The organism is Azotobacter chroococcum (assembly GCF_002220155.1).
Classification (GTDB): domain Bacteria; phylum Pseudomonadota; class Gammaproteobacteria; order Pseudomonadales; family Pseudomonadaceae; genus Azotobacter; species Azotobacter chroococcum.
The window spans coordinates 1714782-1728392 of record NZ_CP011835.1 but is presented as its reverse complement, the minus strand read 5'-3'; the positions used below and the strand labels follow the sequence as shown (position 1 = coordinate 1728392).

General features: G+C 61.8%; 23 protein-coding genes and 1 pseudogene. 8 read left to right on the top strand and 16 right to left on the bottom strand.

Annotated features, from left to right (window positions below; translation table 11 throughout):
- Positions 1-47: 47 nt before the first annotated feature.
- Positions 48-1085 carry a phage antirepressor N-terminal domain-containing protein gene (locus ACG10_RS08060; RefSeq protein ID WP_089167829.1) on the bottom strand — a complete coding sequence of 346 codons (1038 nt, stop codon included), beginning with the start codon at positions 1083-1085 and terminating at the stop codon, positions 48-50.
- Position 1086: 1 nt separating this feature from the next.
- Positions 1087-1251 (bottom strand): Arc family DNA-binding protein, encoded by a 165-nt coding sequence (locus tag ACG10_RS08055; RefSeq protein ID WP_089167828.1) that lies wholly within the window; start codon positions 1249-1251, stop codon positions 1087-1089.
- A gap of 88 nt (positions 1252-1339) precedes the next feature.
- Here ACG10_RS08055 and ACG10_RS08050 point away from each other — a divergent pair, with 88 nt between their 5' ends.
- Positions 1340-1591, top strand: a complete 252-nt coding sequence (locus ACG10_RS08050) for an Arc family DNA-binding protein (protein ID WP_089167827.1) — start codon at positions 1340-1342, stop codon at positions 1589-1591.
- A 52-nt stretch (positions 1592-1643) separates the two neighbouring features.
- Here the strand turns inward: ACG10_RS08050 and ACG10_RS08045 are convergent, their stop codons facing one another.
- The 11 genes from ACG10_RS08045 to ACG10_RS07995 all read right to left on the bottom strand — a co-directional run bounded on the left by ACG10_RS08045 (position 1644) and on the right by ACG10_RS07995 (position 7897).
- Positions 1644-2207 (bottom strand): hypothetical protein, encoded by a 564-nt coding sequence (locus tag ACG10_RS08045; RefSeq protein WP_089169819.1) that lies wholly within the window; start codon positions 2205-2207, stop codon positions 1644-1646.
- Between the two features lie 43 nt (positions 2208-2250).
- On the bottom strand, positions 2251-2694 hold the full coding sequence (locus ACG10_RS08040) for a VRR-NUC domain-containing protein (RefSeq protein ID WP_089167826.1): 444 nt from the start codon (positions 2692-2694) through the stop codon (positions 2251-2253).
- The gene (locus ACG10_RS24725; RefSeq protein ID WP_269768814.1) at positions 2695-3981 is read right to left on the bottom strand and encodes a tyrosine-type recombinase/integrase; all 1287 of its coding nucleotides are present in this window, start codon (positions 3979-3981) and stop codon (positions 2695-2697) included.
- Positions 3982-4065: 84 nt separating this feature from the next.
- Positions 4066-4260: a hypothetical protein gene (locus ACG10_RS08030; protein ID WP_089167825.1), complete on the bottom strand. Its 195-nt coding sequence runs from the start codon at positions 4258-4260 to the stop codon at positions 4066-4068.
- Complete coding sequence (locus ACG10_RS08025) at positions 4253-5011, bottom strand: replication protein P (RefSeq protein ID WP_232487207.1); 759 nt, start codon at positions 5009-5011, stop codon at positions 4253-4255. The genes ACG10_RS08030 and ACG10_RS08025 overlap by 8 nt, the downstream gene beginning before the upstream one ends.
- The gene (locus ACG10_RS24095) at positions 5008-5799 is read right to left on the bottom strand and encodes a DnaT-like ssDNA-binding domain-containing protein (protein WP_232487206.1); all 792 of its coding nucleotides are present in this window, start codon (positions 5797-5799) and stop codon (positions 5008-5010) included. The genes ACG10_RS08025 and ACG10_RS24095 overlap by 4 nt, the downstream gene beginning before the upstream one ends.
- Positions 5799-6545 carry a phage antirepressor gene (locus ACG10_RS23605; protein WP_198319034.1) on the bottom strand — a complete coding sequence of 249 codons (747 nt, stop codon included), beginning with the start codon at positions 6543-6545 and terminating at the stop codon, positions 5799-5801. The genes ACG10_RS24095 and ACG10_RS23605 overlap by 1 nt, the downstream gene beginning before the upstream one ends.
- Positions 6546-6642: 97 nt before the next feature.
- Positions 6643-6828, bottom strand: a complete 186-nt coding sequence (locus ACG10_RS08010) for a hypothetical protein (protein WP_089167824.1) — start codon at positions 6826-6828, stop codon at positions 6643-6645.
- A gap of 22 nt (positions 6829-6850) precedes the next feature.
- The gene (locus ACG10_RS08005) at positions 6851-7018 is read right to left on the bottom strand and encodes a hypothetical protein (protein ID WP_157731413.1); all 168 of its coding nucleotides are present in this window, start codon (positions 7016-7018) and stop codon (positions 6851-6853) included.
- 137 nt (positions 7019-7155) lie between these two features.
- A complete protein-coding gene (locus tag ACG10_RS08000) occupies positions 7156-7578 on the bottom strand; it encodes a phage regulatory CII family protein (RefSeq protein ID WP_089167822.1) in 423 nt (140 codons plus the stop codon).
- Between the two features lie 109 nt (positions 7579-7687).
- A complete protein-coding gene (locus ACG10_RS07995; protein WP_089169816.1) occupies positions 7688-7897 on the bottom strand; it encodes a transcriptional regulator in 210 nt (69 codons plus the stop codon).
- On the opposite strand from ACG10_RS07995, the gene ACG10_RS07990 reads away from it, so the two are divergent.
- The 5 genes and pseudogenes from ACG10_RS07990 (at position 7865) to ACG10_RS07975 (ending at position 10839) form a co-directional block, all read left to right on the top strand.
- Positions 7865-8635: an XRE family transcriptional regulator gene (locus ACG10_RS07990; RefSeq protein ID WP_232487205.1), complete on the top strand. Its 771-nt coding sequence runs from the start codon at positions 7865-7867 to the stop codon at positions 8633-8635. The genes ACG10_RS07995 and ACG10_RS07990 overlap by 33 nt on opposite strands.
- 35 nt (positions 8636-8670) lie before the next feature.
- A pseudogene (locus ACG10_RS07985) lies at positions 8671-9393 on the top strand (endonuclease); the annotation flags it as partial.
- Positions 9379-9573 (top strand): excalibur calcium-binding domain-containing protein, encoded by a 195-nt coding sequence (locus tag ACG10_RS24805; protein WP_332460699.1) that lies wholly within the window; start codon positions 9379-9381, stop codon positions 9571-9573. The pseudogene ACG10_RS07985 and the gene ACG10_RS24805, both read left to right, overlap by 15 nt.
- A complete protein-coding gene (locus ACG10_RS07980) occupies positions 9518-9772 on the top strand; it encodes a carbon storage regulator (RefSeq protein WP_157731411.1) in 255 nt (84 codons plus the stop codon). Before ACG10_RS24805 ends, ACG10_RS07980 begins: the two co-directional genes overlap by 56 nt.
- A 65-nt stretch (positions 9773-9837) precedes the next feature.
- Positions 9838-10839 (top strand): hypothetical protein, encoded by a 1002-nt coding sequence (locus tag ACG10_RS07975; protein WP_089167819.1) that lies wholly within the window; start codon positions 9838-9840, stop codon positions 10837-10839.
- 451 nt (positions 10840-11290) lie between these two features.
- Here the strand turns inward: ACG10_RS07975 and ACG10_RS07970 are convergent, their stop codons facing one another.
- Positions 11291-11566 (bottom strand): hypothetical protein, encoded by a 276-nt coding sequence (locus tag ACG10_RS07970; RefSeq protein WP_089167818.1) that lies wholly within the window; start codon positions 11564-11566, stop codon positions 11291-11293.
- A gap of 173 nt (positions 11567-11739) precedes the next feature.
- Between ACG10_RS07970 and ACG10_RS07965 the strand changes: the two genes are divergently transcribed.
- Entirely contained in the window at positions 11740-11991 is a 252-nt protein-coding gene (locus tag ACG10_RS07965; protein WP_089167817.1) for a DUF1654 domain-containing protein, read from the top strand.
- Positions 11992-12017: 26 nt separating this feature from the next.
- Here ACG10_RS07965 and ACG10_RS07960 read toward each other — a convergent pair whose 3' ends face one another.
- Both ACG10_RS07960 and ACG10_RS07955 read right to left on the bottom strand, forming a co-directional pair.
- The gene (locus ACG10_RS07960) at positions 12018-12425 is read right to left on the bottom strand and encodes a type II toxin-antitoxin system HicB family antitoxin (RefSeq protein ID WP_089167816.1); all 408 of its coding nucleotides are present in this window, start codon (positions 12423-12425) and stop codon (positions 12018-12020) included.
- Between the two features lie 29 nt (positions 12426-12454).
- The gene (locus tag ACG10_RS07955) at positions 12455-12637 is read right to left on the bottom strand and encodes a type II toxin-antitoxin system HicA family toxin (RefSeq protein WP_089167815.1); all 183 of its coding nucleotides are present in this window, start codon (positions 12635-12637) and stop codon (positions 12455-12457) included.
- Positions 12638-12834: 197 nt separating this feature from the next.
- Here ACG10_RS07955 and ACG10_RS24800 point away from each other — a divergent pair, with 197 nt between their 5' ends.
- Positions 12835-13092 (top strand): DUF1654 domain-containing protein, encoded by a 258-nt coding sequence (locus tag ACG10_RS24800; protein WP_089167814.1) that lies wholly within the window; start codon positions 12835-12837, stop codon positions 13090-13092.
- The last annotated feature ends 519 nt before the right edge of the window (positions 13093-13611 follow it).

Below are 13611 nucleotides of genomic sequence, written 5' to 3'. Positions count from 1 at the left end.
AAGAATCGCTCAGTCGCTCATTCGAGTCAAGCCGCTTCGCTTGGGAGTCACTTCAGCATGGCAGCTTCCCGCTTGATGACGTACTGCTGTGGAGCCTCGAAGCCGCGTTTAAGGTTTTCAATCAGATCGAGCAGATGAGCAACCTTGTTGCGGTAGGTGCGGAATTCCCACCAGGCGCCGTCGACGTTGTAGCCGGCCCTTCCCAACTTGCTCAGGATCTCCTCGCACGGCGAGGCGTACCGCTCATCGAGATCCAGAAGCGACACATCGAAGCAGTCACTGTTCTCGTTGAGCGGATACCGCATACCTGGCCGGCGGCCATCCAGGCACTCGGCCGGGTAGTGGATATCAAGGCGTGGAGATATTGCCGATGCCTCCTGCTTCGGCAGGAACTCTCCCTCGATGGCATAGGCAGCGATGAAGTTACGGGCAGCATCGAGTTGAACGGCCGGGATATCGGCTGCAGAGCGGACACCGAAGGCCGCATGCGTCTGCGCCCAGATCTTTGCCGTGACTCGGCGCTGGACTGCCGTGGGCAGATTGGACACCTTGCCCTTGATCAGCGCGCCGAGCATATGGAAGCCATCAGTGCCGATGGTCGAGCTTAGGACAGTCTCAACGGTACGGTCATCGCGGCGAACTGCGTGACCTTCGTTCCAGTAAGACCACAGCACGTCATCGCATTCGTTCTGGTAAGCAATAATGCCTTCGCGCAGATCGGGGCGAACCTTGTTCGGGTGGATCGACATCAGCCAGCCGGGAAGCTTGCGGAGCGGAAGGCAGGCAACTGCACGACGCTGGTCATCCTCCGGGAGCTGCGTGGTGATTTCCACCATGCAGGTGCTGAAACGGCCCGCGCTCAGCTTGACGTGTTGGCTTTTCCAATCCAGCCCCATGCCCTGAACAACAGGCCGCATAGGAACGAATGGTTCCCCGCCGTGATCCACCAGAAGCAGCTTCGCTTGGCGGAACGGGATGATCTGGACTGCTGCTGTGCTATTCTTGCTCATGACGTTCATTTCCTGTTCGGGTTTGACGTTGTCTTCCGAAGCCCCGGGTGTTGCGACCACCTGGGGCTTCTTCATTTCAGGCTGCCGCCTGCTTGCCTTTCTCATCGCTCTCCACCGACTGCTTAAGCCTGAAGATCACCTCTGCTGTACGGCTGCGGCAATTTGCTTTTGCCTTCTCATCAAGAATGTCCAGCAGCTCCTCTGGAATCCTCATGTTTACCTGTGGGTCTTTTCTGCTCATTTCGCCATCCGTATAGCACTTTGCTTTGTGCGAATTAAAGCACCCTGCTTTATTGCCGTCTATAGCAGCGTGCTACACAATCCGCGCCATGAGCAGAACCGATTTGCAAGTCAACTTCAGGATGCCTGCCGAGCTGAAAGCCAGGCTTGAGCAGGCAGCCAAGGAAAATCACCGATCTGTGACGGCGGAGCTGGTTGCTCGCCTAGAGGAAAGCTTTCAGGAAAAGCAACCCGCGGCCGCCGCATTGGAAATAATCAAGCTAACTGGACAATTGGCCGAAAAGCTTCGCCAATTGGAACAGGAGCGAGCCGAACTCGACCGGATCAAGAGCGGGGACTAGAGGTAGCAAGGATCGACGTTTCGCCTCAACTATCACGACGTGATAGTTGCCGTTACGCAGCTCGCTCGACCAGCACACCCTCGGCCTGCAGGATCTCCTGGGCCTCCACCAGTGCCTCACCGACCATTCCCTCCAACGCCTTGCGGATACCGGCACGCCACCGCCTGCGCGTCTGCTCCGGTCGCGCCTCTGGATCCCAAGTGTTCATGTCGTAGAAGCTGGCCGGCAGGACGATCATGTCGGTCGAGCGCTTGCCATCCGCCCCCTTTAGCGGTGGGAACGCCCAAGCGGTAGCCGTCTTGTAGCGGAACAGCTGGGGAGCCGGCGACGCCACAAGCGGCACTAGGCAGCCAATGGCATCGACCTTGCGCGCTTGGTGCGTGCTGTACTTGGCCACCAACGCATGCCACAGCCGCGGCGGAAGCTGGCTGTGCAGCCGTGCGTGCACCAGACAATCCATGTCCAGCATTTCCCGGGCGCCGAGCATGCTTCCCCCCTTCGCCGGCAGATCGCCAGCTTGGTACAGCTTCTGCCAGGCCTGCTTGGCCGTGTTGTCGATGCACTCGGCTGCCAGGCAGCGAACAACGGCGCTCAATACGTCACGGTAGATGGTCACGCTGCTTCCCCCACGTTGAATTCTGAAAAACACACCCGCGCCGTCACTGGCCACTGCTCCCACGCACCACCACCGTCCTTGGCCATGCCAGGTAGGCGTCGATCGCCTGCCTGGCCTCGTCCAGCCCCCGGCATACCATCGCCAGGTACCCTTCCCGCTCCACCTTCTGCAGGAAGGCCCGCTGCGAGTCCGACACCGAGGCGTCATGCGGCGGGCTGGCCTTGAACTCGATGTACAGCCCGAAATACCCGCCCCGGGCCATCGGCAGCTTGATGTCGCTCACCCCTGCCTTCACCCCCTGGGCCTTCAGCTTCGCCGCCACGGCCTTCAGCCGGTGCCCACCGTTGGGGATGTGATAGGCCAGCTCCCAGGCCTCCGGATGCCGCCAGCGCAGCCAGTTGAACAGCGCCGCCTGCTCCATCCCTTCGTAGTCCACCGAGGGCCGACGCCTCGGCGCTACCCGCCTCTTCACTGCCGTCGCGACCATTTACAGCCTCTCTTTTTGGAGTTCTCGAAAATCGCTGTGCACCACGACTGGCGCGGCCTGCGCGTCGAACCTCGAAACGGAAGAAACCGCCCCCGTACCGCCATGAATCGCCGCAAAACCGCGCTCATCCAGCCACGCATGCCAGCGCGTCAACGCATCCAGCTTCAGGTCGTCGGCACTGGTGTTGATGTAGGTCTGCGCCGCGAAGCCCATCGCATGGTTCAGCAGCAGCTCGCCGATCAGGTAATCCACGCCCAGCTCGGCCCAACCGGTGCGCGCCATCTTGCGCAGGTCATGGCTCGACCACTGCCCGCCGCCCAGGCTGGAGAAGATCGCGCTGGCCGTCTTGTCGCCGATCGGCTTGCCGTCCCGCCCGGGAAACAGGCACACGGGATCGCCGCCCTTCGCCTCCTGGATCGCCCGGTACCGGCGCAGCAGCGCGCAGGCCTGCTCGGTCAGCGGCAGCACATGCTCGGTCCTGGTCTTGGTGTTCTCCGCCGGGATCAGCCAGACCCGCTCGCTCAGGCTGATATGCCGCCAGCGTGCCATCCGGGTTTCCCCCACCCGAGTGCCATGGGCCAGCATCATCGCCGCCAGCATCCCCTCGAGCGGGACCTGCTCGAAACGAGCCGCCAGGCTGGCCAGCAGCTGACCGGCATCCATCACATGCAGCCGCGCCGCCTTCGGCTTGATCCGCGCCTGGACGAAGTCCGTGAACTTCACCGAGGCCAGCGGATCCTCGGCGATCAGCTCCAGCCGCAGGGCCTGCTTGAAGGCCATCGTCAGCACCCGCAGGATCAGGCGCACATAGCTCGGCGACAGCGTCTCCTGCAGCGGCCACATCAGCGCCTGGTCTACCGTGGAGCGGTTCAGCGTGGCCAGCGGCAGGCTCGACAGCCGCGGCAGCAGGTGGCAATCGATGGCCGACTTCACCGACGTCTTGCGCTTGGCCGACAGCTTGCGGTCGCGCATCACCCGCTCCCGGTACCACTCCAGCAACTCGCCCACCGTCGACCAGCCGCCTCGGCCCACCACCGCCTCCGGATTGGCCGCCAGGCGGGCCAGCACCTCGGGCAGCACTGCCAGCGCCGCCTTCGTGTTCAGCTCCGGCCAGCCGGCGAACCGCTTCCACTCGCCCGCGGCCCGCACATCCCAGCTTCCCCGTGACCGCTCCTCGAGGAAGCGCAGACGCAGCGCCGGATGCTGCGCCGCCCGCAGCCGGCCCACCTCGGGCCGTGCCGCCTGCCGCCGAATCTCCGCGTCCGACATCGCCACCGTCAGCGTCATGCTGCTCAATCCACCACCCCCAACTTCCGCAACTGCTCCCAGGTGTCCCGCGCCAGCTCGCGCAGCACGGCCTGCCGTTCCTGCTCACTCATCGAACGCCGCCGCCCCTCCCTTGCTCAGCGCCACCTCAGCCCGCCCAGCCAGCCGACCATCCCGGCGCGCCGCGTCGTACATGGCCCGCAGCTCGTTCAGCGGCTGGTGGCGGTAGCGGCCGTTCTCGCGGGTGAAATTCGTGTAGCCCAGGCGCTGGGCGTGAAACTTGAAATCCGTGTCATGCATCGTGGTTTCCTCGCTTGATCCCCAACTTCGCCAGCAGAGCCGCCCGGGCGCTCTGCCCGACCTCTGCCAGCCCTTGCTCGCGCAGCCGCTCCTGCAGCGCCTGCTCGCCAGCCCTCTCCGCCCGTTCGGCCGCCGTGCGCGCCCCGTCCCACTCCAGCGCCTGCATGGGCTCGGCCAGCGTCTCGCCGCGCGCCAGACGGCCCACCAGTTGCGCGTAGGCATTGCCGAACCGCCGACGCAGCGCATCGGCGCCGCCGGCGCCTTGGCGCAGCTCCCAAAACCCCACCGCCACCGCGGCCAGGCGAACAGCCTCATGGCTCCAGCGCCAGCCCTCCGGGTTCGCACAGGCCTGCACAGCCTCGCGCCAGGCGGCCTCCTCCTCGGGCAGCCCCAGCATCCCGGCGGTCGGCAAGCACCAGGCCACGAACTGGCCGATGCTCGGCGCGAACGCCGAACCGCTGCGCCGGCACTGCTCGATGCCGAAGCGCACCTGCTCGATCGTGCGAATCCCCGAGGCCTGCAGCCCCTTGGTCCAACTGCGCTTGGCCAGCGCCAGCGCCTTGGCGTCCGGCCACGCCTGACGCCAGGCCGGGAAGATCGCCTGCAGCTGGATGAAAATCATGTCCACCACCGCGGCGGTCTGCTCGTCGACCTCGCCGAGCGGCTGGGCGGAAACCTGCCCGGCCGGGAGCGCATGCCCCGCAGCGAGCCGTGTACCGGTCATGGCGACCACGTTCCCGATCTGGATCACAGGTCGTACTCCGTCATGGTCCGCCAGCTCGTGTCGTGGAAATCCGGCCCGTTGGCGCGGCGCTGACCGCCGGGGAACGACACCACGGCCGCCGGCCGGGCTGCCGCCTGTGCTGCGTCGCGCTTGACCCAGTTGACCAGGGCGGCCAGCCACTCGCGTTCGGTCTTCGCCAGCCCCTTGGCCTCGTGGTGGATCACGAAGCCAGCGATGGCTTCGCGGTCGAACAGGTCCAGCGCCAGACCTGCCATCGCGGCGCGGGCCTTGAGCTGGACCTGATCGGGCACCCACTCCAGGTGCATCGGGAACAGGCCGGTGACGGGCGCTGCCGGCTCGGCATGTGCGGCCTGGGCAGGCTCCTGCTCCGGCTCGACGGGCACCGCGTCCTCGCCCGCGGGAGTGAGAGAGGGTTTTACCTCTGTATCTGTTTCTGTATCTGGGGGCGTTTCTGTAACGTTACATGCCTGTTTCTTATCGGCCTTCTTCTTCGCACGATGCGCTGCGACCCGCGCCGCGCTTGAGTCGGAGATGTATTGGCGCTTGTCCCAGGCGGTCGGGCGGCCGTCCTCTGAAATCAGCTTCTTGCCCACCAGAATGGCCTTCGTGGCTGCCCACTCCTCGTTGCTGATGCGAAGCTGAAACGAGATTTCGTCATCATGTAACGTTACATCGCCGTTACTGCAACGCAGGCACAACAGCATGATGTAGCGGCGCTGGTTGGCTTCGCTGAGCATCTGGACCTTGGGGTCGGTAGCGAACTCGCCGTACATGCGGAACCACTGGTTGGCCATCAGGCAACCCTCCCCGCCAGCTTCTCGCCCAGCAGCACCAACCCCTTGCGCGTCACCAGTACCTGCTCGGCGACCTTCTGCTGCCCGGTCTCATCGTCGATGCCGATCACCTTCAGCTTGTGCACCAGCACGCCCTGCTGCAGGCGCGGCTGATAGGCCAGCCAACGGCTCGAGCCAGCCCGACGGTAGATCCAGCGGTTCTCCTGCAGCCAGTGGAACAGCGCCTTGGGCTGCATGCCGACCTGCTTGGCCGCGTCGGTGATGCAGATCGCCCCCGCGGTCTCGGTCAGCACCTCAAGGGCGCGCACCTTCGGCGCCTGCTCGGCGACCACCAGTTGCAGGTGGCTGTTCTGCTCGGCGAGATCGGCGGCCAGGCGCAGCGCCTCGGGAAGGGATTGCGGAATCTGCGGAGCGTGACATGTCACGGAGTAGCCGCCGGTCTTGCGGATGCTCGGCAGCACTTCGCCCACCACCCACTCCTCGAAGCGCTCGGCGGCCGGGAGCTGGGACTTCATCACCAGGCGGTACAGGTCGCGCTCGGGGATGAGCGTCGTCTCCTGCATGCCACCGGCGGTAAGGACGCCCCGAATCAGGGCCCCCTTGCAGTGACTGGCAATCGCATTGCGCGGCTTGGCATAGCCGAGCACCTCGGCAACATCCTTCGCCACGAACCACGGCTCGCCGTCGATGGTCACGACACGAACCTGGGCCCTCTCGAAATTGAACAACTGGACTTCTTGGGTCATAATCTCTCCCGCATTGATTTGGCGCCTCAGCGCCGTTGAAGAAGCCGGTCTAGCCACCGGCTTTTTTGTGCCTGGCCAATGGCCAGTTTCGAGCGCCTCAAAAGGCTCGGTTTGAGCCCTCATCGGGCGGTGTCCAATCCGCATCCTGCTCGCCCTGAAGCTTTTCGCTGAGCCACTCCTGCGCCAGCTCCTCGACCGTTACTCCGCGCTCTCTGGCATGCGGCTCCATCCGCTCCCGCAGCTCTGCATCCAGCAGCCCGCACATCAACACTTCGCCGGGCATGACCCCTCCCCTTGTTCCCTGATCACCCTCTTTTGAGGGCCCCGTTTTCCAGCTTCTGGCGGTAGCTCCGCTCCACCTCTTCCAGCTTTTCCATCAGCAGTTCTCTCGCCAGCGCTGCAGGCTGCATGTGCCTGAGCAGCGCCAATTGCTCCAGGCGCTCCTGGGCGTCATCGTCCAGACGGACGGGCACGCGATTTCTCTTTACGTGGGCACGATTCGAATACATCGGTCGCTTCCTTTTCGATTCATGACTGCGCTCCTGCAGATGTTGTCCGGGCCGTACGTTGCGGCCCTTTCCTGTGTTGGCTTGGCTGGGGAGGCCCTGCTCTACGCCGCCTTCACCGAGGCCTCCAGCACGTCCAGGCTCTGGCGCGCATGGCCAATTTCGCGCCGGATCAACGCCTCTTCGGTCTGGCTCACATGGCCGTCCTCGAGCGCGTCGTGCACCACGCGGGTCACGTCTGCCACCTCCTTGGTCATGTGCAGCAGGGCCGCGGCCAGCGTCTGCGGCTGAGCCTGTTCCTTGGCGACCAGCTCGAACCCGAACTCGGCGGCGAGCACCTGAAGCGGCCGCACGTCACCGGCATGCAGCAGAATCTGGAAGAGCTGCTCGACATTGAGCCGGTGCGCGTCGTTGTTCGGGTTGGCGCGCTGGAGCAGTGAGACATGGCTGACGCCCATCTTCCGGGCCAGATCCTTGGCGCCTGCGTCCAGCACCGCGTCGTGCAGGGCCTTCAGAAACTCGTCCATCCGTAAAACCTCTCTGGTCTTTCAGTCGCGCCCTGAGCTGGTTCAGGGCAACCTGCAATTACTGGATCACCACCGAAGGCAATCCCTTGAAGCCGAACGAAGAATCGAGTCAGGAAGCGACCTTCAGCAGGTCGGGGCACAGGTCGACGGCCTTGAACTTGCCCTGCGTTACGGATTCGGCCTTCAAGGCGGTTACGGGCCCCATACGACATGCGCCAGACAGCCATTGCGAAACGGCCGGCTGAGATACGCCAAGGCTCTTCGCCGTCTTCACCTGGTCTCCAAAATGAGCAACCAAGCGCTCGACATGGGTTTTCATACTGAAATCTCTGATAAGCCTGCTTATATCGTGGGCAATAAGGAGCCTTATTTGCAAGCGCATAAGCGCGCTTATACATTCGCGCGCATGAACCTATCTCAGCGCATAAAGGCAGCCCGCAAGCACGCAGGACTTACCCAGCGGCAGCTTGCTGAGGCGGTAAAGGTGGAGCAGCCCTTGATTTCTCAACTTGAGACAGGGAAGACGCTCAAAAGCGCACACATCGCTCAAATGGCAAAGGTGTGTGGCGTCAGTGCTATTTGGCTGGCCAGCGGTGAGGGGGAAATGCTCCAAGGGGACTCTATCAAGGAGTCAACCGTTGAGCCCGGCCCGCCCATCATCAGCCCTTGGCGCTCCATCCGAATTGTCGGCACCGCCCAGATGGGCTCCGAAGGCTACTGGTATCAGCTGGACACGGCCGATGGCTATGTTGAGTTCCCCTCCAAGGATCCCGGCGCCTACGCGCTGCGGCTCAGGGGCAACTCGATGGCCCCGGCCATCAAGAACGGCTGGGTAGCCGTGATCGAGCCAAACGGCCAACTGATCCCAGGCGAGTACGTCATGGTCCGCCTGGTCGATGAGGAATGCATGCTGAAGGAGCTGCTCTACGTCAACGACGAGGAGGTCAGCCTCGCCTCGGTGAATGACGCCTACGACCGGCGCACGATTCCGATTGAGCAGGTCGCGCAGATCCACCACGTCGGCGCCGTCTGCCCGCCGAGCAAGATCCGAATGTAACCCACGCACAACCACAACCCTCGCAAGGAAGCCAAATGCGCTCCACGCTGTTCGCAGCCCTGCTGCTTGCCCTCGTTTCCCCGCTCGCCCTGGCCCTCCAGCCTGCCGAAGCGCCCCGCACCTTCCGCGAGGCCAAGGAGATCGCCTGGAAGATCTACGCTGAGCGTCCGGTCGACTTCTACTGTGGCTGCAAATACGAAGGGAACCGCATCGACCTGAAGAGCTGCGGCTACTCGGTCCGGAAAGACGCGAACCGAGCCGGCCGCGTCGAGTGGGAGCATGTCGTTCCGGCCTGGGTGATCGGCCACCAGCGCCAATGCTGGCAGAAAGGTGGGCGCGATAACTGTACGGACAACGACCCGGCCTTCGCAGCAGCCGAGGCGGATCTGCACAACCTGGTGCCCAGCGTCGGCGAGGTAAATGGCGATCGCTCAAACTTCGCCTTGGGCATGGTCACGGACAAGCCGACCCAGTACGGCCAATGCCAGATGGTGGTGAACTTCAAGGAGAAGACCGCCATGCCGCCGGTTGAGGCACGCGGCCCTGCAGCGCGGATCTACCTCTACATGGCTGACCGCTACAAGCTGCGCCTCTCCAGCCAGGATCGCCGCACCTATGAGGCCTGGAACAAGATGTACCCGGTCAGCGAGTGGGAGCAGTGGCGCAACCAGAAAACCGCCTGCGCCATGGGCTGGGCCAATCCCTATGTCGGACCGGTCGATTTTTCCCGCTGCCAAAGCGCGATGAGCCAGAAGGCTGCCCCGATCAAGACAACAGCTCAGGTGACCAGCAGCAGCTCGGCCTACAGCTGCTCGACAAAGAAAACGTGTGGGCAGATGGCGAGCTGCGCCGAAGCCGAGTTCCACCTGAGCGAGTGCGGGAATGGGCGGCTTGATCGGAACAATGACGGGGTACCGTGCGAAAGCTTGTGCAGATAGCCACAGTGTTGATAGCAGCCTGCCCGCCGAGCAAGGTCAGGGGGTAGACCACGAAAAGCTGCTCCAGCACCTGCTGCATGATGGCATCACCCTGCATTTCGGGAGGATCGATTGTGGGCGAGTGAGCATCGACATCGAAGCGCCGCGCGAGGTGCTGGCGCTGCGGGATGAGCTGGCCGACGCGGTTAGTCTTTTTTAAATGATCGCATCAGGGCGCACCACTGCTCTGTGAAATAGAAAAATTCTCACCGCAAGGGGATGTAGGTGACAAAAAAGCTCGCAATCAAGACCGAAGAAGATGCGTTCGAGGCGATCAAAACCTTTCTCGCAGGGCAGCCGCTCAAAGGGGATATCCATCTAGAGGGCTGGCCAAAACTCCGCGTCCGGCTCGTTGGCGACAAATTCGAGGCGAGCATCACTCCGAGCGTGATGAAGTCCTTTCTTGAGCTCCAGAACCTCGTATACAAGTCCTATGCGCTGGCCCAATACGGTACAGAAGACACTCGCAGGTTGTCCAAGGAAGAGCGGGATGAGCTTGAGATCGAGGTAAAGGTTGAGGAGGGCTCGTCTATCTTCGAGGTAGACTTCCAAGAAGTCCTGATCAAATTTGCCGAGAAAGTAGGCGAAAACATGACCCCCGAAATGACAGCCATCACCATCCTTGGGCTTGGTGTGCTATGGGTTGGCAAGACCTCCTATACCGCCTACCTGAACCATAGGAAGGACGTGCGCCTGTCCGAAGCAAAAACTGAAGAACAGAGGGACATGCTGACAGCGATTCAGGAGCAGTCCAAGCAGGAGACCGCCAGACTTGAGGCACTGACGAAGCTGCTTGTCCGGCAGCCGGCGCTGGAACAGGTAAGTAGGCAGACCTACGACGCCAGAACAGAAATGCTCAGGGGTTTCGCTACAGCGGACGAAGCAACTGTGGACGGCGTCACCGTGTCGGGCGATGTAGCACATGAGCTCATCACAAATGCTCGCCGGAAAGCGGCCGAAAAGCGTCTGGATGGCTACTATCGCATTCTCAGAGTCGACTCATCCAACCCAGACGAATTCCGCGTCAAGGTGCGGAAGCACAAGGGCATCCTGGAGTTTGAAGCTGTCGTCGAAGACATGTCACTCGACGCGGAAAAGAAAGAGGTTTTGCAATATGCTGAGTGGGAGCGGACCGTTGTCCACCTCAGCATCAATGCCAGGGTTCTCGATGATGACATCAAGCAGGCGACCATCTTGGGTGTTGTGCGCGCCAATCCGCCAGAGTGATGCTAGCTAGCAGCTAGCCTGAAGCCCCGCCCCGCGCGGGGCTTTTCGTTTCTGGCCCTCAGTACCACCCTTCGCGCTTTGACCCGCACATTCTGCAGACACTATAGGGTCCATAGCGCCCACTTTTATGGCTCATCGGGCCTCCACAGTTGAGGCAACCTCCATCTATTTCGCCGGACTCCCAACGATAAAGTTGCCAAAGACGCCGCAGCCCGAAAGAGGCGCCGAATATAACCAGCCCCATGGCAGGCCAGCGAAGTACATACCAAAACCCTTCCAGCATGGCAGAAACTGGGGAGCCTGCAGGAGTTTCCTCTTGGCCAAAAGTGACCGCAAGAAAGACACCTAAAGCGATCATTCCCACAGGCACAGACAACTGCCTGATTAATCTCTCGATAGCCGTTATATTGATATCCACTTCATATTCTCCAATCCATCTGATCTTTCCGCCTCACCCCTTCGCGCACTCCCTCAGCCTCGCCCGCAGCCACTCACTTTCCTGCTCGGCGAGCCGAGCCCGAACGCGCCGCTGATATACCGCCAGGCGCTTCTTCCGCTCACGAGGGGCGAGCCCGTCCCAGCCATCAAACAGCCCATCGTCGTCGACAGTATCCAGATCTTGGCTGGGGTCGTCTTGCTGCTCATGCCAACTCTTGGCTGCTAGGTATCCCCCCAAAGCAAGTAGGCCACCAGCGAGCACAAGAGAAAGGATTGAGTTGATCATCATCGGCGCCCTCCTTGGCGGAATCGATCAACCCAAGGTAGCAGCTGCTCTGGGCTGCGGCATAGCGACGCGCTCAAAGTTCTACTTGGTTCACGTCCTTCGGCCGTCCGCAGCTACTCCACCCCTCCCCTTAGCATCCCTTATACTGTATACAAATACAGCAATGAGTAAGCCGCATGGCCAAGCCAGTCAAGAAAACCGCCGTCCGCCAGCCGTCCAGCTATGAGCTGATGGGCACTCGCATTCAGAAGCTCATCAACTCACCGAAAGCGCAGCAGGCCAAGGACGTGACGATACATCGCTTGCCAGAGGAACCTGAAACCGATTGGGCACGCTTCCTCGAGGAAGTCGCCGAAGCTGAGAACGTCAAGGTCGATCACGTCGGGAGCGATAGCGTCCGGCTTACCTGGACCGTGCCCGCCGAGTAGCCCGCCCCCTTCCTACCGAGCCCACCTCAGCCGTGCTGCAACGCCTTCAATGCTGCGGCAGCCAGGAAGCCGGAGCGGCTCTTCTGCTCCGGATGGGCCTTCACATAGGCATCGATCCGGGCCAGCAGGTGCCCCGGCAGGGTGATGTTCAGTTTCTCTGCCTTACCCATGTACCGGGTCACATCGATGTCTACCACCGCCCAGGTGCAACCGGCGTAGTCCGGATTGCTCGCATGCGTGGTCACACTGCTCGCCTCGGGGATCTGCGCGCCCTCTTCGGCTAACAGTTCCAGATGCCCCTCGATGGCCTCGCGAGCCATCGCCATCGCATCGTCCAAGTTATCGCCCGCAGAGAAACAGCCGGGGATGTCCGGCACTTCGACGCCCCAGGCGTGCTGCTCGTCGCCGGGTGAGATTGCAATTGGATAAAGCATGCTCTCGACTCCCTTTGGAGATCACAGGACTACTTGATTCCGGCCTGTTTCAAGATGCTGCCGACTGTCTTGGCCAGCAGATCCTTCTTTGGGTGCGGGATGGTGACCAGCCCAGGCTTGGTCGGGTGCTTGAAGTGGTGATGACTGCCATTCACGCGCACCAGATACCAGCCGTCCGCCTCAATGAGGCCTATTACTTCACGGCTATTCACTGGCCTCCCCTCTTCACCATTAATTAGTGGTTATTATAACCACCGCAATAGATCAAGCAACGCAGCTCTCAGAGTGGCAGGCCGAACCTGCTCGAAAAGTTTACATGCCATCAGAGCGCCACCACTGTTTTCCTTGATCCTGCCTTTTTACCCACATACTGTATGGTTATACAGCAAAGCAGTAAGGAGGCATTCGCATGTCGCGCTCAAGGGCTCGCACTGTTACCCATCAAACCCAGATTTCCAGCTACGAGCGGCTCGTACGTCGAGTCAATCAGGCGATCACGTCACCCATGGCGCAGGCCAGACGACAGGCACTCTTGTCCCCTGCCGCCGATGATCGGCCGGATGACTGGGAGCGATTGCTGGACGAGATCCAAGAGTCCGAGAACGTCTCGATGACCCAGCAGAGGGATGGCAGCGTCCACCTCCGATGGAGCCGCCCCGAGCACTGATCACCGAGCCCGCCACTGTGCGGGCTTTTTGTTGCCGCCAAATACATAAGTAAACTTATTGACCACTTAGATAAGCTTGCTTATATTTAACGCCATCGAAGCAAAACGCCATTGCTTCCATGGGCAGCGAGCCGGCGCCTTCAAGTCCGGTACAGGGGGAGCCTCGCCCCGTGACCCGCAGCGTAGAGGGTCCTCGATCAAGGGAGAGCCAGTGGGCGAAGAGCCGCGACTGGCTGTCGAGCCATCAGGGCTCCCGAGATTGCGAAACGCAACGCCCAGCCGGAGGTGGCGAGTAACACCGGCCAGATTTGAAAACGAGTGCCTCAAAAGCCGCAATCGCGGCGCAGCTGAAGCGCTCAGCAACAGCAAACACCACCCAAGGCTCAGCACAGGAGAGCCAGCCAATGAAGTAGCAAGCCCAGCCTGCAGTCGGGCAGGCAACTCGCGCAGACCTGCCCCACTCAACCGGGCCAGACAGGAGCTGTGGGAAAGCGCCTTTCAACTCGTACCGATGACCAC